Origin of the sequence: Pseudoalteromonas sp. Z1A2 (assembly GCF_011378755.1) — a bacterium.
Taxonomy (GTDB): Bacteria; Pseudomonadota; Gammaproteobacteria; order Enterobacterales; family Alteromonadaceae; genus Pseudoalteromonas; species Pseudoalteromonas distincta.
This window is the reverse complement of the sequence record NZ_WTKX01000037.1, coordinates 12273-32854: the sequence shown is the minus strand read 5'-3', so window position 1 is coordinate 32854 and position 20582 is coordinate 12273. Positions and strand designations below refer to the sequence as shown.

The 20582-nt window shown below is 38.2% G+C and carries 16 protein-coding genes; 6 read left to right on the top strand and 10 right to left on the bottom strand.

Going from position 1 to position 20582, the window contains the following annotated elements; translation table 11 throughout:
- Positions 1–148: 148 nt before the first annotated feature.
- On the bottom strand, positions 149–1786 hold the full coding sequence (locus GQR47_RS18735; RefSeq protein ID WP_165724318.1) for a cyanophycinase: 1638 nt from the start codon (positions 1784–1786) through the stop codon (positions 149–151).
- 262 nt (positions 1787–2048) lie between these two features.
- Between GQR47_RS18735 and GQR47_RS18730 the strand changes: the two genes are divergently transcribed.
- From GQR47_RS18730 to GQR47_RS18720, 3 genes are all read left to right on the top strand, one after another.
- A complete protein-coding gene (locus GQR47_RS18730; RefSeq protein WP_024596834.1) occupies positions 2049–2636 on the top strand; it encodes a hypothetical protein in 588 nt (195 codons plus the stop codon).
- A gap of 98 nt (positions 2637–2734) precedes the next feature.
- Complete coding sequence (locus GQR47_RS18725; protein WP_165724316.1) at positions 2735–3649, top strand: zinc dependent phospholipase C family protein; 915 nt, start codon at positions 2735–2737, stop codon at positions 3647–3649.
- A gap of 1 nt (position 3650) precedes the next feature.
- Complete coding sequence (locus GQR47_RS18720; RefSeq protein WP_165724314.1) at positions 3651–4049, top strand: hypothetical protein; 399 nt, start codon at positions 3651–3653, stop codon at positions 4047–4049.
- A 23-nt stretch (positions 4050–4072) separates the two neighbouring features.
- Here GQR47_RS18720 and GQR47_RS20390 read toward each other — a convergent pair whose 3' ends face one another.
- The gene (locus tag GQR47_RS20390) at positions 4073–6343 is read right to left on the bottom strand and encodes an EAL domain-containing protein (protein ID WP_182693595.1); all 2271 of its coding nucleotides are present in this window, start codon (positions 6341–6343) and stop codon (positions 4073–4075) included.
- 126 nt (positions 6344–6469) lie between these two features.
- The gene (locus GQR47_RS18710) at positions 6470–9319 is read right to left on the bottom strand and encodes a UvrD-helicase domain-containing protein (protein ID WP_165724312.1); all 2850 of its coding nucleotides are present in this window, start codon (positions 9317–9319) and stop codon (positions 6470–6472) included.
- A 282-nt stretch (positions 9320–9601) separates the two neighbouring features.
- Between GQR47_RS18710 and GQR47_RS18705 the strand changes: the two genes are divergently transcribed.
- The 3 genes from GQR47_RS18705 (at position 9602) to GQR47_RS18695 (ending at position 11852) form a co-directional block, all read left to right on the top strand.
- Positions 9602–10339 (top strand): hypothetical protein, encoded by a 738-nt coding sequence (locus GQR47_RS18705; protein ID WP_024596830.1) that lies wholly within the window; start codon positions 9602–9604, stop codon positions 10337–10339.
- A 114-nt stretch (positions 10340–10453) separates the two neighbouring features.
- Positions 10454–11368: a M14 family metallocarboxypeptidase gene (locus tag GQR47_RS18700; RefSeq protein WP_024596829.1), complete on the top strand. Its 915-nt coding sequence runs from the start codon at positions 10454–10456 to the stop codon at positions 11366–11368.
- A 73-nt stretch (positions 11369–11441) separates the two neighbouring features.
- Positions 11442–11852: a hypothetical protein gene (locus GQR47_RS18695; protein WP_024603567.1), complete on the top strand. Its 411-nt coding sequence runs from the start codon at positions 11442–11444 to the stop codon at positions 11850–11852.
- 42 nt (positions 11853–11894) lie between these two features.
- On the opposite strand, the gene ccoG is transcribed toward GQR47_RS18695, so the two are convergent.
- The 7 genes from ccoG to GQR47_RS18660 all read right to left on the bottom strand — a co-directional run bounded on the left by ccoG (position 11895) and on the right by GQR47_RS18660 (position 20509).
- On the bottom strand, positions 11895–13277 hold the full coding sequence (ccoG, locus tag GQR47_RS18690; protein ID WP_024596828.1) for a cytochrome c oxidase accessory protein CcoG: 1383 nt from the start codon (positions 13275–13277) through the stop codon (positions 11895–11897).
- Between the two features lie 145 nt (positions 13278–13422).
- Positions 13423–14841: a sigma 54-interacting transcriptional regulator gene (locus GQR47_RS18685; protein WP_024603566.1), complete on the bottom strand. Its 1419-nt coding sequence runs from the start codon at positions 14839–14841 to the stop codon at positions 13423–13425.
- A gap of 93 nt (positions 14842–14934) precedes the next feature.
- Positions 14935–16239, bottom strand: coding sequence for an AarF/ABC1/UbiB kinase family protein (locus GQR47_RS18680; RefSeq protein WP_024594671.1), 1305 nt, complete (start codon positions 16237–16239; stop codon positions 14935–14937).
- Positions 16240–16307: 68 nt separating this feature from the next.
- Positions 16308–16862, bottom strand: a complete 555-nt coding sequence (locus GQR47_RS18675) for a DUF1439 domain-containing protein (protein ID WP_002960677.1) — start codon at positions 16860–16862, stop codon at positions 16308–16310.
- Between the two features lie 366 nt (positions 16863–17228).
- The gene (locus GQR47_RS18670; RefSeq protein WP_165724310.1) at positions 17229–19910 is read right to left on the bottom strand and encodes a DUF349 domain-containing protein; all 2682 of its coding nucleotides are present in this window, start codon (positions 19908–19910) and stop codon (positions 17229–17231) included.
- Positions 19900–20181, bottom strand: coding sequence for a DUF1315 family protein (locus GQR47_RS18665; protein ID WP_007378333.1), 282 nt, complete (start codon positions 20179–20181; stop codon positions 19900–19902). The genes GQR47_RS18670 and GQR47_RS18665 overlap by 11 nt, the downstream gene beginning before the upstream one ends.
- A 1-nt stretch (position 20182) precedes the next feature.
- The gene (locus tag GQR47_RS18660) at positions 20183–20509 is read right to left on the bottom strand and encodes a hypothetical protein (protein ID WP_002960680.1); all 327 of its coding nucleotides are present in this window, start codon (positions 20507–20509) and stop codon (positions 20183–20185) included.
- Between the last annotated feature and the right edge of the window lie 73 nt (positions 20510–20582).

Sequence of the window (20582 nt, the reverse complement as noted above, 5' to 3'; positions counted from 1 at the left end):
TCACGAAATTCTGATGTATAGCGATTTGATTTTTTCATAGTTCCAGTTTCTCAAGTTATTGAGTCTCTGGCAAACACGGGGCGATTCATTATGGTGGCTATTTTATAGAGAAGAGCCAAAAACTTAAACCCTTGGCTCAGGTTAGTCACTAAATCGATTTTATAGCTAACTCTAAATTGCTTAGCGCACAACCAAACTCTTTTGCATTTACGCGATGATACTGCGTGTCACTCGTTGCTGTAAGGCTAATTATAAACTCGTCTTGTTGGGCTACCGCACTTTGCTCTTGGCTTAGGCACATCGCTTGAGTAAGTGAACGCAGTTTTGAATTTGTTAAAATTGAGCCAAAACGCTGCACTGGCAGTGGAGGTATTTTTATAGCGGGTAACGCTTCATCTATTGTGCGTGCGCTTAATGTAAACGTATTATTGGTAATTTCAATTACACTGCTTGTAGGCCAGTACGAATAGCTATAGCTCTTACTCCCAGGTTGGGCTTTACCTTGGTTAGCCAAATGCACTACACCACTTTTGCCTATTGCGGTTATTAAGCTACCTTCTGGCGATTTAATAACAACTAAGGCTGTATTTTCATCAATACCAAAACCATGTCGAATCTCTGTTTTAGTATTTTTCACTTCGTTTTTATTTAGCGCTGCTGCAAGCCTAAATGTACGGTTTTGTTCGCTAAATTGAGTATCTAGTACACCAAAGTTAAAACTGCCCAGCCCACCAGCATTAGTGTTATTTTCACTTTTACGAAGTGCCTCAAGGCTTGTCGTATTTGTAAGCATGCCCGTCACTTTACTTTGGATTGCTGCGCCCGCTCCTTCACCTACAATTACTGGGCGAGTTTGCAATGCTTGCGTCCACGGGTATGGGTTATTGTTTTGATCAAATAATACCTTGTGAGTTAATGCTGTATTACCGCTATTAAACATCACACCGGTACTATTTTTAATAAGTGATACAAGTGCATTAGTGCCATTTTTACATAAAGCGTATTCGGCCTTTGTGCGATCGGGATAAATCACTTCACGGTTATACACATTCATTAATGTATTTCTAAGCGCAGGTAATTCATCGCACGAGTTACTCGTAATCGCTTTAGCAAGCGCTGGCGTTAGTGCTAACCATTGAGTGTTTATATTTGATTGTGCCAAAAGGCTTTGCGCTACATCTGCCGACTCATAAGGGTCGCGGCTCGAAGCCGTAATAGCAAGCATGGTTGGTTTTGCGTTATTAACTTTTAAACTGCCCGACACAAATTGTAAAATATTATTAGTCGCAACCTCATTATTAAAATCGGTATTTACTTGCTCTTTTACACGCTCACCGTTTTTATTAAGTAGCGGTACTTCTAGCATATCAAATACAAAGTTGTACTCTTGCTGAGTTAGACTTTCTAATTGCTGATTATTTATATCGCGCCACTGCCAGAGTAAATCTGTTTTTGATACGCTATTTGACGATTTACTTTGTATGGCTTTAAGTGTTTTTAATACAGCCGTTTTTGCCTCAACATTATTATTAGGCCAATGCTGCGCGATGTTTTTTATTTGAGAGCTGCTAAGTGTATATAAATTATGTGACTTACCATCAATAACAGGCTCTTTTTGGCAGTTATTAAGCTTGGCGCTAGTACAGGTAGTAAGCTCTGACCCCACTAAAATTAAAGTTTGGCTTTGCTCTTGAGCCACTGCATTTATTAAAAAACCGGCACCGAACAATGCCACTACCATACCCAGTAACTTCGGCTGTTGATCACGTAAAAATGCACATATCATAATGTAAACTCTAATATAAATAATAAAACTAATGTGCTGTAGTTTAACAGCTAGCCACTAGCGCCTAAATATATTTTTATAAATGTTAAATAATTCAAGTCTCTGAATAACGTTCGGGTCAAGCACTGCATTTAAATACATTGTTTAGTTTGCCCTTCTGTCTTTGTAAATATTATCTAAACAAATTTAAACGGAGCATTTATTGACCAATTTCATTGTTTAAATTACGGTGGTGAATTATTTTATGTAACTGGGGTGAAATATGGACTTTTCTAATGAAGAGATAAATTTTTTTGCTGAGTTATTTAAGCCCAATACAAAGTCACATGCTCACAACAGTCACGTTTTAACGTTACAAAGTTCAGTACCAGCCAATATTGCTCACTTACTTAGTAGCGCTAATTTAACCCTGCTCGCAGAGGTTGCACACTATCAGTTATGGTTTCCGTTAGACTTGAAAATTGATAGCGCCGGTATAATCAAACCGATTTTAACCGCCCCCGAAGTAATAGACACACAAGGCACACTGCGCAGTTGGCGCTGGAGTGAGCTAAATATTAAAAGCCAAGGGTTTAAAATTGAATCAATATCAAACACGGGGATGTTTTTAAAACCCCTCAGAAAAGGTAACCATTTAAATAAATCGCAGCACATGGAATTTATTTTACCTAACAAACAAAGTATTTCGATGGAAATAGAACCCGTAAGGCAAAGCACGCAAGGTATAGCCGCTAAAATAACGCAAATTCATAGCGGTCAAGAGCAATTAAGAGCTTACCTATTTGAAGAACATAAGCGTCAACATGCTAAATTATACGAGAATGGCCAATTAGTTGAGCAGCTAATTTAATAGGTGTTTAATCCGATATACTTGCATTTAGTTGGCTTTATTTAACCCCCTCTCAATGTTAATCTGTACCCTTATTAATAAATCATAAGGATATGACAATGCCAGGTGCTTTTGCGCACATCACTGCTGTTAATATTGCAACGCAAACCAAGTCACTCGCTAAAATGGATATGCCTAAAAAAGCAAAGCTTATTTTAAGCCAACGCCAAGCATACCTTGAACTAGGCTGTGTAGCCCCCGATTATCCTTACTTAGCTGTAGCGCAGCCTAGCCAAAATGCGTGGGCCGACCTAATGCACTATGAGCACACAGGCGATTTACTTAAAGCAATGATTGAATACTGTAAAACACTTGAAGGTGAAGCATTTGAAAAGTGTTTTGCCTGGTTATGCGGTTATATGGCCCATGTTGCTGCAGATATAACAGTGCATCCGGTTGTTGAATTAAAAGTAGGCCCTTACGCGCAAAACCAAACGGCGCACCGTACCTGCGAAATGAATCAAGACGCGTTTATTTGGCAACGTTTAAACTTAGGTGAGTTAGGTTATGCTGACCGCGTGCAACAAAATATTGGATCTTGTACTAACAAAGACGATAATTTTGATACCGATATTGCAAAAATTTGGCGACATGCTTTATTAACGGTTCACCCAAGCTACGCAGCACAACACGCTCCTAACTTTAATTCATGGCATAACGGTTTTCAGCTTGTAGTAAATAATGTTGAAGAAAGCTATCGATTATTTGCCTGTGCACGCCATGTTGCTGCTGATTTAGGCTTGTTTTATCCTCGCCCAAACGAAGTAGACCCCACTTTTATTGAACATCTAAAAACGCCGCACGAGCCTATGCATTACAACGATATTTTTGACTTTGCCGTTAGTAACATTCAGCACTACATAACCATTATTGCCAATGCCGTATTTTTAGATACTGATTACAGTGCAATTAAAAATTGGAACCTAGATACAGGCTACGATGAACACAACACGATGACGGTATGGAGCAAATAAAATGAAACACTTACTTTATATAAGCCTCATAGTATTACTTAGCGGTTGCTACACTCCTAAAAAAAACAATCCAGAAGTGATGGCCGACTTAGCCTCACAATTAAAAGATATTGCTACAGCCGTTGATGGCACACTAAAATTTAGTGAAACACCCTATTCAACAACTGATGAATTGTTAAAAGCCGCTGTTAATAACGATTTAAGCAAACTTGCACCTTTTGGGAAATACACGCTTATCGTGAACGTACAAGATGATAACGCAGTGCTACTTTTATGTGATGCCAATACTGCTTTAATTGAAGATGCAGGCTGTACTGCTCAATCAGATATACAGCATTGGGGAGCAGGAGTTATTCATCAGTGTGAAATAACTATAAACGCCCAACAGCTCTGTAACTAGGTAATAAAATACCCACTATACATTTAAAGTTGAGCCGTCATCTCTTTGGGGTTAAACACTAAGCCATGGCGGCTAACATGCTCTGCAAAATTTTCGGCTGACATTGGTTTCGCAAAGTAAAAGCCCTGAAATTCTTTACACCCCATTTGCGCCATTATTGCTACTTGCTCTTGGGTTTCTACTCCTTCGGCTACACACTTAATATCAAGCTCTTCACACATAACGTGCACCGCTTTAACTAAACTTTTTTGACGCGTAGAGCTTGTTACTTGGCTGATTAATGAGCGATCTAACTTGAGCTTGTTAATAGGGTAATCGGCAAGGCGTGCAATATTAGAATACCCCACTCCAAAATCATCAACCGAAATAGTAAAACCCCACGATTGCAGTGTTTGCATAAGCTTTAGCGAATGCGCTTGGTTTGCCTCAAGAGAGGTTTCAGTCAGTTCTAACTCTATTTGAGGTGGCTTTACGTTGAAGTCAGCAAGGTATTTAACCAGTTTTGACATAAAATCGGTTTGGCTAAAATCAATTAGAGATATATTTATTGCCACCGGCACACTCGGTAAACCCGCCTTGGTCCAATTGGAAATTTGAGCGCAGACTTTTTGAATAATCAGATCGGTTAACCTACTGACCATTCTGTATTCTTCTGCAATAGGAATAAATACCACTGGCGACACATTACCTAGTATAGGACTGTTCCAACGCGCTAAAGCTTCAAGCCCTATACATTTACCCGTTGCATCTACTTTAGGTTGATAGTGTACCGACAAATCGCCCTGCTGAAGCGCTTCATCTAATAACATCGAAATTTCGTATTTTTCGATAAAAGCTTGTGATTGTTTTTCGTTATAACCACTTAGAGGCATATTACAGTTTGCAACTTTAAGTGCTTCGCACGCATTGCTAAGTACTGTTGTGCTGTTTTTTCCGTGATCAGGATACTTTGCAAAACCAAATAAAAATGATTGCTGACACTTAGTGCCAAACACATTATAAGTTTTATCTAATGTATTTTTTATTTGCATTAATAGCTTATCTTCAAGCTCGTTTTGCGAGTTTGCGCCAATTATAAAAGCAAGCTTTCCTACTCCTATATGGGCACACAACAACGGCCCATCTGCCATCGCCTTTAAACGCTTGTACGCGTTAATAAGTAATGCTTGAGAGTCGGCTTTAGTGAGCTTTAAATTTAAGTATTCACTATTTGCACTTTGGGTAACAACGATAAAAAAACCTTTTTGGTATTTGCTTGTTAATCTGTCGCATTGCAGCTCAAACCATTCTCTATTAGGTAGTTTTGTTTGCGAGTCTCTAAAGCGTAAACGTTTATTTTCTTGTTCCATCATCGATAAATTTTGTTTAATGAGCTGTTCTTGCGTGCAATCGTAAAAGTCGTATACACGGTAGTTAGTACTCATTGTTATTTGTTGGTAGCAGGCTTTAAAATAGCTTTTTTTGTACTTCACAATTTTATTTTGAGCATTAGGGGCGTCAAAAACTAAAGTAGGAAATAAATGAGAAAGGTTAACGCATTCTTCTTTTAATTCTTTTTTTATACCAAACATATCAATAGCGTGTTGATTAAAATCAGTAATGACAAGATTTTCGTCAACAATAATTTTGGCTTTATTTGATTCGGTGAACAGGCTTCGATAAAGCTCATTTTTATCTTTAAGGTGTGTATTAGCGCTTATCATTGTTTTGTTTAAACGCTTAGCAGCCACAATTGTGCGTGCCACAGCAAGGGGAATACAAATGTTAAAAAATAAGAATATTAGCCCTGTAATGTATAAGCTGGCATCGGGAAGTTGCTGAGCAATGCCAGTTAAGCCCGATACATCAACGTTATTGATGATCATATAAAACGGTACAATATTTAATACGCCATAAGCAAGGGCTGTTCTATAACCAAGTAGCATAAGTGCGATTATTGGGCAGGAATACATATACATAGAGCCCACTTTAGCAAGCTCTAGGTCTGTTAAAAATAAGTTCATTGACACGCTAGCAGCTACAATGGCTATTAAAAGTACATGAGCGCTGAAGTGATAAAAACGCTTACTTGCTATAAGCAAACCGCATACAGTCGCAAAAAAACTGCTTGTTAATACAACAATATAAATTAAGTTAAACTCAATAGCGCTTGCGTACGTGTGGCACACCACAGCAAAACATAACACCATTACTAATGATAGAATAATGCGCAGTGCACTTACTCGCCAATTAGCAACCTGATCAGGGGCTGAATAGTGATCGTTTAATAAAAAGAACCTATTGAAAAAATGCATAATAAACAACAGTTAAAGCTCATTCTTCTATTAGACATTGATAACTTGTTAAAATCAATCAAATGAATATAATTTCTATTTACATTGTTCTATAAAATAGACAGGTGTAAACCTGCTCGTTAGCCATTAAACATTCATTTTTCGAGTGTTTTTACAGTTATCCTCTTTAAGCGCGAAACCACTGCACCCTAAAAATTCACCGTACTTAGATTTACGTTTACGCATTTCGCGACCACACTTTTCACAAATTGGATGCTGCGTTTTACACTCTGTATTCACACATTGTGAATACGTGCTTTTATCAACTGATGGGCTACTACAGCTTTTACACACTCGTAGTTTAGTTTCGCAAATCTGCGTATTAGTACAGCTATAATAATCACCATACTGACCCGTTTGTGGCACAATTAATCCGTCGCTGCACGTATTACACTCTCTTTGCTTTAGTTGCGACTTGTTAAACAACGTGGAGCCGATTTGAATAGGATAATCGTCATTTACTAGTTCTTTTACAAACGCTGAGCATGCATAAGGGTCTGCAATTAAATATGCTTTATGTTTTGAGCGCGTAATACCTACATAAAGCAAACGCCTTTCTTCTGAGTGAGTGAATTCATCTTGCACTGGTAATAACGACTCCACCAGGACGTTATTTTGATTATCGCTAGGAAACCCTAATTTACCTTGTTCAAAACCAATAATAATACAGTAATCGGCTTCAAGCCCCTTAGCGCTATGCAATGTCCAAAAATAAAGAGGGTTTGTATGCTTTTTATCTTTTAAATGCTGCTGCACGCTATTTAACATGTATCGGTATCGACTAAGTATGGCAATGCTCGCTGATGCATCGTTTTTTTGAATAGTGCTTATGCTCTGCTGTACTTTTATTTCTATCGATTTAGTGCCTTGGTATAAATCGTCTAACAAAATAACTTGTGGTGTGGTTACTTGCGTATGTGTGCTGATCTGCTTTTTATATTGCTCAGGGTTTTGCATTACAAAGCGCCCCGCTACATCACTAATACTATTGTTATATCTAAATGTTTTTTGCAACATAGTAAGTGAGTGGCTGCCCACTAATTCATTAAAGCGTGTAGTAAGCGCTAAATTACCACCCGAGAACCGATAAATTGCTTGCCAGTCATCACCTACCGCAGTAAAGCGTATTCCTTTGCCATATTTTAATATGGCATTTAAAAAAACCATACGCGCACTTGATATATCTTGAAACTCATCAACTAAAATGTGGCTCCATGGAATATTAAAATCTCCGCTTACTATCGCCTTTGTTGCTTGAATAATCATGTCGTCAAAATCAATGGCATTTTGCGTGCTTAGTTCATTTATATAAGCGTCATGAATTTGCACTAACAAGTTTGCATATTGTTGATAGTTTTTAATACCACTTTGCTTGATGCGCTGCGCTATTTGCTTATTACTTAGTTGCTCCACTCGAATAGCTTGTAAGCATTTTATGTACTTATCAATGCCTTGCTGTAACTGTCCTGAGTTATTTAAAGTATGAAATATTTCGTCGTTACTTAAAGGTGTTAATTCAACATTATGCTGCTTTAATTGTTTAGCGAGAGTTTGCTCTAGCTTTCCTTCTACCCAGTTGTAATGAAAGGTTTCGAGTAAAGTGGTGCCATTTTGTTTATGTAACTTACGCTTAAATGCAATTTGCTCGTTATAGTGTTTTTTATCTATATCGGCACGAGTATTCCCTTGCCTATCAATGCCAAAGTGCTCTAAGTAAATATCGTATTGAGGTATATAAAAGTCTGGTTGGTATTGCCCACTTAGCTCTGCGCCTTGATTAAAGTGATAATTCACCTCATAACTGTGCGCCACGCAATTCAAATGTAGCCAGTTTGAAATAAGCACTTCCTGATAACTTTTTACTTTATGACCTGCAAGGCTACGGTATTCGTTATCGCGTACGTACCGCTCGTACTGTGCATTATCTTTAAAGCTAAATATATCAATCGGCTCATGGAGTAAATCTACAAATGCTTTTAAAAACTGTGGCTCGGTTTGTATTTTTTTACTTACCCACCCAGTTAACCAACTATTTAATTGAACTGGGTCGGTTGCAAATTTTGACAATTCGATTGGCTTTTTAGCACTTTGTAATAATTTAAGCCCAAGCGCATGAAACGTTAAAATAGTGGGTGCTTTGGTAGGCAATTTTGCATACGTGGCGCGTTTAATAAAGCGCTCTTTAAGCTCATTTGCTGCTGTTTTATTATAGGCCAGCACCAAAATTTGCTCAGGCTTGGCAATATCACACGCTATTAGATCTAACGATTTTGCGACCATCACAGATGTTTTACCTGTGCCTGCTGCCGCTAATACTAGGTTTTTATCGTTATCGCGTATAACCGCTAAGCGCTGCTCTGTTGTTAATGGATTTGACTCTACTTGATTAAAAAAGTCATTTTTAAGAGTTAGCTGTTTTTTTTCATATTTATGGCGCAGCTGTGCGATTGCATCGTGAGTATTGGGTGTGGAGCTCAGTATATTTAAAAATTTAATACTGCTTGGCGATAAGTGTTGTTGCCATGTATTTGTACTTTGAGCGTATTGTTTAGCAAGTAAAAATACTTCGTTATTAAGTATTTTCATGGAACTATCACGTAAAAACTCATCTAAAGCATAACGCTTTAGCAAAGCCTTGGCGTTATTTACTTTTTGCTCAAGCATGGCTGAAAATTGCGTATTAAGGGCGGTATTTAAAGACTTAGCTTGTGCTTTGTTTAAAAAGCTAATTGATGTATTGCTACTATCGCACAAATTAATTTTGGCGCTAAATAAACGATTTTTAAGTATTGAGTAATTATCAAAGTCTTTAATTAAAAATGTCCGTGCGGGAGCACTTCTAAAATGCACAACAAGATGCTCTTGCTCAATAGTTACGTGTTTAATACGGGTAAAAAAACGGCCTAGCCAACTTGGAGTAGCAATATACTGCGCCATAATACTCAATATGAAGATATGCTTTACCTGATTGTAACATACTCTTTTGTAATACATTTAGCGCTAATTCGATGCTTACTTAGTAAACAATTTAATTAGTAAGTTAGTTTTTAAAACTTAGCGTTTAATAATTTATTTACAACCGTTAACAAATTTAAACATTTACAGATGGCGTGTTGTGTAACAATGCACACATACAAACTTATACTTCATATAATTGTTAGGTATATCCCCTATTAAACAATTATTTACAGCCTAATTTAGTGGTTTAAAGGAGCTAACTTGCTTAAAAAATGCATTACCACAACGGCTTTAATTTTAGCTCTATGCGCTTGCACGTCAGAAACAGAGTCGGATTTAGTAAAAACAAAAGGTATTTGGGCAGGTTTTGAACTGGTTTCTGACGGTAACCGCGCGCGTGTTAACGCAGAACTAAATGCAGGCGACGCTAATGGCTCTAACATTGTTTTAAGCGATAGCGACTCATTACAAGCTGTTGTTAATAGCACTGCTATTGTACTTACAAAAGATACCGACTTTTTAGACGTTGATTACCAAGCGTATATAAATGCCACTGACGATAACCAACAGTTTGATATAAAATTTAAACGGGATGATGGCATAAATGCTAATTCGAGCGTGGAGTTGCCTTTAAATTTTATTATTTTAACCCCGAGTAACAATCAAAATTTTGATATTAATAGTCCCCTTACAGTTCAGCTAGATGGCACTGATCCTAATAGTACTAGTCAAGTAGAACTTAGCAGTAGCTGCACTAACAATAATAATGAAACACTTTTACAATCAACGCTTTTTGCGCTTAACACTTCGCGCCTTGAAATAAATCTGCGAAGTTTAGATATGTTTAGCAGCTCGCAAGTAGATCAAGGTAAAACGTGTGATTTAACAATTAGTGTGAAACGCGATCGATTCGGTAGTATTTCGGGTGAATACGCAAACCAAAGCTATATTAAATCCCAGCAATCGCGCGCTATAAAAAATATGACTTTAACGTTTTAATTTGCACGCTAATTTACTCAGCGTTAAGCTACGCCTTTATTAAGTAACTCTACCAATTGTAATTGCCCTCCTTATTTATAGGAAAGCTAATAACAATTGATATAAAGGTTTATTATGACTAACAGCACATACCCCATTGGCACACCTGGCAAAAAATGGAATAACAACGATAAAGCCCTGTGGTTAGCACGCCAAAACATTAAACGCAGTTACCAAAACGAAGTCGTAACGCTAATTAATGACCTTAAAAACACCTTGGATATAGAGCAATACGGCGAGCTTAATTACGCCGCTGGCACTTACCTATTATATATATTAAAAACGCCTAACTTTAATACTAATAAACCAACTGTTTTAATCACAGGTGGTGTACATGGCTACGAAACCAGTGGCGTACATGGCGCACTTAGATTTGCTAAAACATCTGCTATGCAACACTCAGAGCAGTTTAATATTGTTGTTGCGCCCTGCATTAGCCCTTGGGGATATGAAACTATAAACCGCTGGAACCCTGATGCTATTGATCCTAACCGCTCATTTTACGAAGGCAGCCCAGCACAAGAGTCAGCAGCTATTATGGCGTTTGTAAAATCACTCAATGTAGACTTAGTTGCTCATATTGATTTACACGAAACAACCGACAGCGATAATAGTGAATTTAGACCCGCACTTGCTGCCCGTGAAGGCACAACAAACACTAATTGGAACATACCTGATGGGTTTTATTTAGTGGCCGATACCAATAAGCCTGAGCCTGAATTTCAAAAAGTAATTATCGAAGATGTAGCAAAGGTCACGCACATTGCACCGAGTGATGAAAATAACCAGTTAATAGGCGTCCCTCAAGAGCAATTTGGCGTTATTAATTACGCAGCACGCGATTTAGGTTTGTGTATGGGCTTTACAGATGCACCCTATGTAACCACAACAGAGGTATACCCTGATAGTCCAACAGCCACAGATGAAGAATGTATTTTGGCGCAAGTAGCGGTTATTAAAAGCGCCCTTAACTATATTAAAGCACTTTAATAAGTTTGCAGCCGCTTGTACCCTCTTGGCTGCTAAACGAAATTTAGATAAAAAGCTAATTTAGGAGGTATTAATGGAATACAAAAATAAAAACGGACACGTTAATTTATCGCTTGAAAATAATATAGTTATTGCACAATTTAGCGGAAACCTAGAACTTGAGCTTTTAAGTAATTTTAAAGCAGCGCTTTTTGAAACCATTCAATCATTTAAAGGCGAGAAATGGGGTTATATAAGTGACTCATCAAACGTTGTAGCTGCAACCCCACTGGCCGAGCAAGAAATGGTAGCCATAAGCCACAGCATGCAGCAAAACAACTGTTTAATTAGCGCGTTTGTGCTTACATCACCTATTGCTATAAGCCAAATGCAACGAATAATGCAAAACGCCAAAAGAGACGTTACTTTCAAAGATTGTCTTTTTGATAATCTAGAATCTGCAAAGCATTTTATTTTAAATGAATTAAACAATGACTTGAGCTAGGTAGAGCTCAAGTCGTTGTTTATATAGAGCTTATATACTGTACTAATTTTTATAAAATTGGCTGTCTTTGGTTATAGTAATGCTGGCATCTTCTTGCGCTGTTACTATAAATTGTAACTTACTCACTTTGTGCGCAATATTGTAACCATCAGCTGTTACAGTAACGGGGACTCTTTTCATTGCACCTGGCTGTATAAGTGTAGAACTTGGACTTGAGAGTGTTGCTTCTGGCAAGCCCTCTATGGCAATACTGTAATGCAGTGCTTGCTGCGTTTTATTAATAATAGTAAGTGTATAAGGGTTTTCTACCAGGCCCTCGTAGTTCACTCTATAAAGCGCATTCCTATCGCGTAGTACTGAGGCTTCTATTGGTGTGCGTTGCAGCATCCATGCAAACATAGAAATGATTAACAAAGCCGTTAATGCGCCGTATCCTATTAGTTTTAATCTAAATGGATTGGTTTTTTTGCCTTCCATTTGTTTTTCGCTGGCGTATTTAATTAAGCCTTTTTGATAACCAAATTTCTCCATGGTATCGTCGCAAGCATCAATACATAAGCCACAGTTTATACATTCATATTGTAAGCCATTTCGAATGTCTATACCTGCCGGGCAAACCTCTACACATAAGTTACAGTCTACACAGTCACCTAAGTTAAGCTCTTTTGGATCAGCTTTGCGTTTACGTGGCCCTCGGCTTTCACCGCGCGTGCTATCATAGGTTACAAGCAACGTATCTTTATCAAACATAACAGCCTGAAAACGAGAATACGGGCAAGCAATCGTGCACATTTTTTCGCGTAAAAACCCTGCATTACCGTAAGTGCAAAAAGCGAATAAAAACACCCAAAAGCTCGTAATACCTGACCATTCAAATGTAAGCATTTCCATATACAAACTTTTTGCTGGAATAAAATACGCCATAAACGAGGTGGCGGTTAAAACTGAAATAATAATCCACGCACTGTGCTTAGTTATTTTTTTGCGCCAAGTACTTAGCGTCCACTGAGATTTATCTAATTTAATTCGCTGATTTCGAGTGCCTTCTATGCGTTGCTCTACCCACGAAAACATGAGCATCCATATTGTTTGCGGGCAGGTATAACCACACCAAACCCGACCAAGCCAGTTGGTTACAAAAAATAACGCAAAAGCCCCCACCATGAATAGCAGGGCTAAAATCATAAAATCTTGAGGAAGGAGTGTTAAACCAAAAATAGTAAAGGTTTGCGTTGCCACATCAAGCAGCACAGCTTGTTGACCGTTATATTGGATCCACGGTATTGCAATAAAAGTTAGCATTAGCAGCCAACCTAAATTACGGCGTATGCGCTGAAAAAATCCTTTTTGCTCGCGGATATAAATTGGCCCTTCTGTGTTATAGGGCTTAATAATCATGTCTTCTTCTTTAATATCAAACTTCATAGTACTTGCTTCATAATGACGGGTGTTACGCAAGCATTTGCAACTTTCAGACCAAGCTGAAACCTTAATTACTTCATTGATATTAAAGAAATTATTTTAAAAAATAAAAATAAACCACGCGATATAAAGCGTACTTCGCGATATATCACGAATTTTTAGCGATTCCTAACTTTCGCATTTTTGAGCGTAGTGTACTCTCAGGTAAGCCCAATTTAACTGCCGCTCCTTTATCACCTGATATTTGCCAGTGCGATAACGCGAGAACAGAGGTTATATGCTGCTTTTGCGCTTCATCGAGCGTAAGTGAAGGATTAATAACAACTTCACCACCCGCTTGCAAAGGCTGACTTAGCTGAAGTACCGCTTGATTAGATAAAATAGCTTCACGTTCAAGTACATTTTGCAGCTCTCTAATATTGCCTGGCCAATCGTAAGCCTGCAGCTGCGTAATTGCTTTTTTACTTAGCCCTTTTAAGTTTTTCCCGAGCCGTTTATTTAGCTGCGCAATCAAATTAGCGCATAAATAAGGAATATCTTCTTTTCGATCTTTAAGGGCGGGTACTTTTATAGGAAATACATTGAGCCGATAATACAAATCAATTCTAAACGTGCCTTTTTGTACCATTTCCCACAAGTCGCGATTAGTCGCTGCAATTACTCTAATGTTTACTTTTAGCGTGTTGCTGCCACCCACGCGTTCAAACTCTTGTTCTTGCAGGACTCTCAGTAATTTACTTTGCGCCTCAAGTGGAAGCTCTGCTATCTCATCTAAAAACAAGGTGCCTTTATCAGCAAGTTCAAAGCGCCCTTTACGGCGGTCATTGGCACCTGTAAACGCGCCCTTTTCATGACCAAACAATTCCGATTCTAGCAAGCTTGGGGTAAATGCGGCGCAATTTACTTTTATAAAAGCTTGTTCGCTACGCTTGCTTAGTCGATACAAATTACGGGCTACTAATTCTTTACCCGTGCCATTTTCGCCAAGTATAAGCACTGTGCTGTCGGTTTCACTTACCAGTTTTATTTGATCTAACATGGTTTGAAATATATGGCTTTGTCCAACTAGCCCTGAGTCTTGCCAGTCTTCGTTGAGCTCTGCAATTAAGTAGTTGTTTTCATCTTTTAGCTGCTCACTTAAGTGCTTTACTTGAGTAAGTGCCTCTTGTAGTGCATTTTGTGTTTGCTGTTGCAGTGATATATCGCGAAATACCGCTACAGCACCAATTAACTTATCATTTTGATAAACCGGTGTTGAAGTGTATTGAACTGCAAATGAGCTACCGTCTTTACGCCAAAAAACTTCATTTTTAACTTCACGACGCTTTCCGTCAAACATGGTGCAGTAAATTTGGCATTCATCTGCGGGATAAGGTGTGCCATCAGCATGAGTATGGTGATGATATTGGTGTATTTTTTTACCTAATAGTTCCTCAGCGCACCAACCTGTCATGAGCTCAGCGGCAGGATTAACAAACACCGCATTACCCGATAGGTCAAAACCGTATATGCCCTCACCTACTGCGTTTAGCAATAATTTAGGATCGTTTAAAAATTGTTTTATCATAAATACACCTCGCGAAATATCGCGAGCATTATGGCAATTTTATACACTAATTGCACTCATTACTTAAAGTGCACTTACGCGTAAGTTAAAAAGCTATAAATAGTGCTTAAATAACGTTTTTACATCTATTTTTGCACCTAGCCTTGCGGCTATTAAATAAAGTCCTGCAAGTTTTCGGTGAATAAATAACGCATCAACGGGCGGTGTATGCCATTGCTGAGATTGCGCACTAAGGGCAAGCCCTGCATTTTTAATTTTGAGCGCGAGTTCGCTATTTTTAAAATCAAATTCCCCTTCTGCTCTTAGTGGCTCGCACGCCATTAAAAATAAATCAATGACGTTGTTTTTATACTCATCAACTAAGTCATTTTTAAAATAACCTATGTGTGATGCCGCTTTAAGTACACCTTCTCGGTTGTTTTCGCTACCCGCTTTAAATAAGGCTAAGTACGCTAAGCTAAGCTCGGTTGATATTTCTCGCGTTGCACCAAAATCAAATAAAACAATTTTTTGTGTATCAAGCTGATAATGAAAGTTGGCAAAGTTAGGGTCGGTTTGAATTAATTTAAATTCAAACATTTCTTTAAAAAACAAATCAATCAGTTGCTCTGCAACAAAGCTTTTTTGACTATCTGGTAGCTCTGTAATGCTCTCAATAGGTTCTGCTTTTATATACTCCATAGTTAGCACTTGTTGTGTGCTGTGCTCTGGATATACGTTGGGTACTTTAAAATGGGGATTAGTTGCTAATGCATTTTTATAACGTATTAAGTACTGAGCCTCACGTTTATAATCAGCCTCAGCTAATAACTGTGCCTTAGCCTCACCAATAAGTGGTTTAATATTAAGATCTTTTGGCAATAATCGAGAAATCGTTAATAACGAAATAACGTTATCGACATCACTTACTACACTTTTTGCAATACCAGGATATTGAATTTTAACAGCAAGCTGATCGCCATTTTCTTTATAAGCTAAATGAACTTGCCCTATAGAAGCCGCTGCAAAAGGTCTTAACTCAATATGAGAAAAACGCGCTAGCCACTCATCCCCCCATTGCTCTTTTAACACTTCAACAAGCTGCTTATGAGGCATTGGGTTCGCGTCTGAGCGAAGTAAAGCAAGTAACTGAGCTAATTCAGGACTAAGTAGATCACCCGCATCCATTGAAAGCAATTGCCCCAGTTTCATTGCTGCACCACGTAAATGTGATAGCTGTGTGGCTAGTTTTTCAATGTTTTTAGGTTGTAGCAGTAAGCTTTTATTATCCCAACCTTTACCAGTTAGCGCGCTCTTAGCACCATCAACTAACATGTTGGTAGCAACACCTGTGGCAAGTGAGCCTAATTTTGCAAATCGAGAAAGCCGAGAAGTGGGGACAGTACGAGGAGCCGCCATAATATTAAAACCTAATTAGCCTGAAAGTCAGGCTAATCAATACGTATATTGTAAGTAGGTAGATCTACTTATAGACGAGGTACTAGCTTAATTGCGCCTTCAACCACTTTCATATCAAGTGGAAGTTTACTAAGTAGCATCATTTTAGGGTCATCCATGTTTAGAGTATAAACTGGGTTAACCGCTAAAAAAGCATTAATAACATCCATTGCTTGGCTATCAAGCGCACCTAAATTACCTTTAAAACCACCGGCATCTACACTCGAATCAAGTAATTTAATATTACGTAAAAACACTGCTTTTTTCTCACTGTCGTAAAATGGGCTACCTTCAATTTGCAGCTTTAAACGCACAGGGTATTTAAGAGCGAATGCATTAATTTCAGCGCTAGAATCGGCACCAAGAACAACAACGTCGCGGTTATCAGGCCCAATATTTACACTTAAATCGTTTACATCAAACTGAACCGGCAAACCCATTAAGCTTACTTTTTCACTTAACTTTGGTAATTGCTTACCCAGTACAGATTCAACCTCAGAGTTAGTAAATGAATATACTGATATGCCTTGCGTGGTATTACAGGCAGTTAAAAATAACGCTGCAATAATAACTAAAATTCTCATGAGAACCCTTTTGTTTATGAATTAGTGATACATAAAAAAGCCGCTATTAAAGCGGCTTAGTAAAATAGTAACCAGCACATATTGTGCTGGTTCTAGGGAGTGTTGTCCTTTGTGGATTGAAATTTGTTCAATCTAGGGTCGATTTAATCGCGGCGTGAGGTTTGTAACCTAGCGGGCTAAGTCAAAACCGAGCAACAAAGAGTTAATCGTCCCTAGAAAGAACCCAAAGGGCAGCGCATGTTTGGCATTTATGCTGCGTTATCGCCTATTTATGGGGAATAACCACACTACATAGACACTGCCTTGCCTAAATACCAAACAGTCTGCTGCAAATTCAACCACGAAAGGTCAACACCCCCTAGTGTATTAAGCTGCAAGTGTCGCTTTAAGTCGCGTTAGTGTGTCAGGTTCAACTGAACCAGCACTGAGCGCTAATAACTGTTTTAAATAATAGTTTAAATCAGCATGTTCGCCACGATGTTTGTCATCTAACATGGCTACTTGTTCTGCCATTCTAAGTGACTTATCAGTTGAACTTACGTTCGCTAATATTTCCATGCGCGTAATAAGTTGATCTGTATTTAATGCTGTTTTAAGCGGTGCTTGATACTGACTTGGTAACGCTTCATTGTTTTCAAGTGCTGTAATTAACGCATCTAGATTAGCTTGCTCTGATTTGCTTGTAAGCAATGCAAGTTTATCGTCAATAGCAGCTAATAGTTTAGTAACCTTTGGCGCTAACGATCTAAATTGCGTGTACCCTTTCACTTTTGTTTCTAGGTCGTGCAACTGCGCTCTTTGATTAACATCACTAAGTGCTGCTTCAAGCTCTGCAAGCTCTGCAATTGCTTGTTTATCTGACTCGTTTTGCTCGAGTTTTTGCTGCTCAAACTCACTACTACGCTTAGTAAATGTTTCATCGTTATACTGACGAAACTTTTGCCATAACGCATTTTCAGCTTTTAAACCAGCAAAGCCAATGGTTTGCCATTGCTGCTGCATTTGCTTCAACTCTTGGCAGGCAGCGGCTAAATCATCGCTTTGTGATAATTGCTGCGCTTTTTCTACTAACTCATTTTTAAGTGCTGCATTACTTTTATGAAATGCGTTTAATAAAGCCAGTACTTGTTGTTGCTCATTTTTATAACGATCGTTTAGTGTACGGTATGTTTTAGGGTCAACTTTACCCACACTGCGCCACGCTTTATTTAAACGATTATATTGGCTTTCATATTGTTTCCAATCAAAATCATCCTCAGCAGTTGGCTGTAAATGGAGCGCATGCATGTCGTTAATAATACTTTCACGCTGTGCTTTTGATGCTTCGCGTTGCACTTCTTGCTCTGCGAAGTAACTACGGCAAGGCTCAAATAACAACTCGATTTGTTCATCAAACTGCACACCTTGTAGCTTTTCTTCATCTGTGTCTAAACGACCTAACTCATTCCAACGTTTACGTAGCGCTTTTACTTGCTCTGCGCGTTGTTGTGGGTCTGTACACTCTTCGCTTACTAATGCACTTACTTCTTCTAATAAAGCTTTACGCTTTGGTGCTGCAGCGTATTTTTGCCAATCTTTCGCATCTGCAAGTTGCGCTTCAAGGTCTGCTTTTATGTTTACAAGTGGCTGCTGATATTGCTCAGTAAGTGTATTAAATAACTCTTCAAAGCCTTTAAACACGCCAAAAGCAACATTAAAACGACCTTCTTCGATTAGGCGCTTAACATCACGAGCTTTGCGCTTTGCTTGGCTTTGGTTTTTTTCAAGTGGCTTAACTAGCTCATTCATTGGTGCTAAAAATTGCTTTTTATGCCCATTTAACTGTGTTTTAAAGGTACTTTGCAGTGCGCCATCTAAAACATTCAAATGATTACGCGCTGCTTTAAAGCCATTATTAAATTCAGTTAGAGTTGCATCGTATTGTGCTAAATCTTCTGCTGGCTTAATTTCGCATAATGCTGCAAAAGCGAGTTTGTACTCTTTAATAGCAGTTGTTAGCTCGGGTAATTTAGCAACTTGAGTAAATAGTTTTTCTAACTTGCTTACAGCGAGTTTTGATTGTGCATTATTAGCAAGTTCTGTTTCGCTAATAGCTTGCTTAGCTTGCGCTACTTTTGCATCAAGCCAATCTTGTTGAATTTGCTCTGGAGTTTCAAGACCAAGCTGTAAGGCATTTTCAATTTCTTCACCCAAAGCTTCAAGTGTTGCAAGTGCTAATAATTGACGCTGTTGTTGCGCTAATTGCTGCTGCTCTTTGTCATGTACTGCTTTTAGCTGTTCAATGTGTGCATCTAACTTAGTAGTAATAGAAATATATTTTTCATCAAGCAGCTTTACACGTTCATCACTTAACCATTTGAGCTCAAGTGCTTGCCACTGGGCCATTAATTCGCCGGCTTGTGAATTTACAACACCAAAATCTGTTTTTTCACGTAAAGCATTTAACTTAGCTAAAATAACACGTGTTGCACTTTCAAACTGAAGTGGCATTTCAATTGCTAAACGCTCATTTTCAATATGCGTTTCAAGTGCTGCTTTTGCATCACCTTTTGCATGTTTTACTAATGGCTTAATTAATTGATGGGTAATAACAAGTTCAACTAACTGAGTTTGTAGCTCTTCGCTACCTTCTTTAAATGCTTTTTCTACTAATTTTGGGTTTGCTAAACGTTTTAATAATTTAACGCGTACTTGCAGTTCTTTTTCTGCAAATGCTAACTTTTCGAGTGTTTTAACAGGTGCAAAACGCTCTATGTATTCACTTTTGATTTGCGCTGTTAGTGTACTTTCGCTATTTAAAACAGCATTAGATATTTGCAGCTCTGCTATATCTTTTAATGCTTGATCTTGTTTATACGCTTTCCACCATAGCGGCAAATTGTTTACCTTTTGCAGCGCTTTACGGCGAATTTCAGCTGAGCTATCTTCAAGTGCTAACGTGTTTAATATGGTTGCATCACGTTCAATGTCTAATTTTTCGATAGCATCAAGACGTACTTGTTGCTTTGGGTGTTTCCACTTAGGTGTAAAAAGGTGCTTAAAGATCATGTTCACTAAACCTAGCTATTTCGTTGTCTGATTTGAATTCTTTTTGTAGTTGAGCTTTTGTCTTTTGGATCATTTCACCATTAGCACCAATCGTAAATTGCTCGTTTGATTGAGCCACCTTTGCTTGATACAACATAACCAACTGCACTGTTTGTTGCTTTTGTTCATCTGATAAAACGGTACCGTCTGGCCACTTGCCAGTAGAAGCACCGTATTGTAAGCGTTCGAATAATTCGGGAGTAATATTTTGTACAAGATTGTCGATGTTCATGTCATTTTTTCTTTTTTAGAGTCACTAAAATAATACGATTTATAAGGTACCAGATACAGCCTATGCCTATTGCGGCAGTGTAAGCATACCACTGAAGTGTTTCTTCTTGCGGTTGTAAAAAGTACAAGCAGAAAAAACCACCTAAAAATAAGATAAGCGCCAAAAAGGAGTGATTTATAAACATCTGCTTTTTTTTAATTCGCTGTTCGCGCTGAAGTTGTAAAACTTGCTCGTCGTTTAGCTCTGCAATGTTGCTTTCGCAATGCGGACATTGCTTATGTTTATCTGAAATTGATTTTGCACATTTTGGGCAACGAATAATCGCCATACTTCTCTCCATACTACGCATAAAAAAAGCGCCTTTCGGCGCCTTTATTGTACTTGTTTTATTTCTCGTTGTC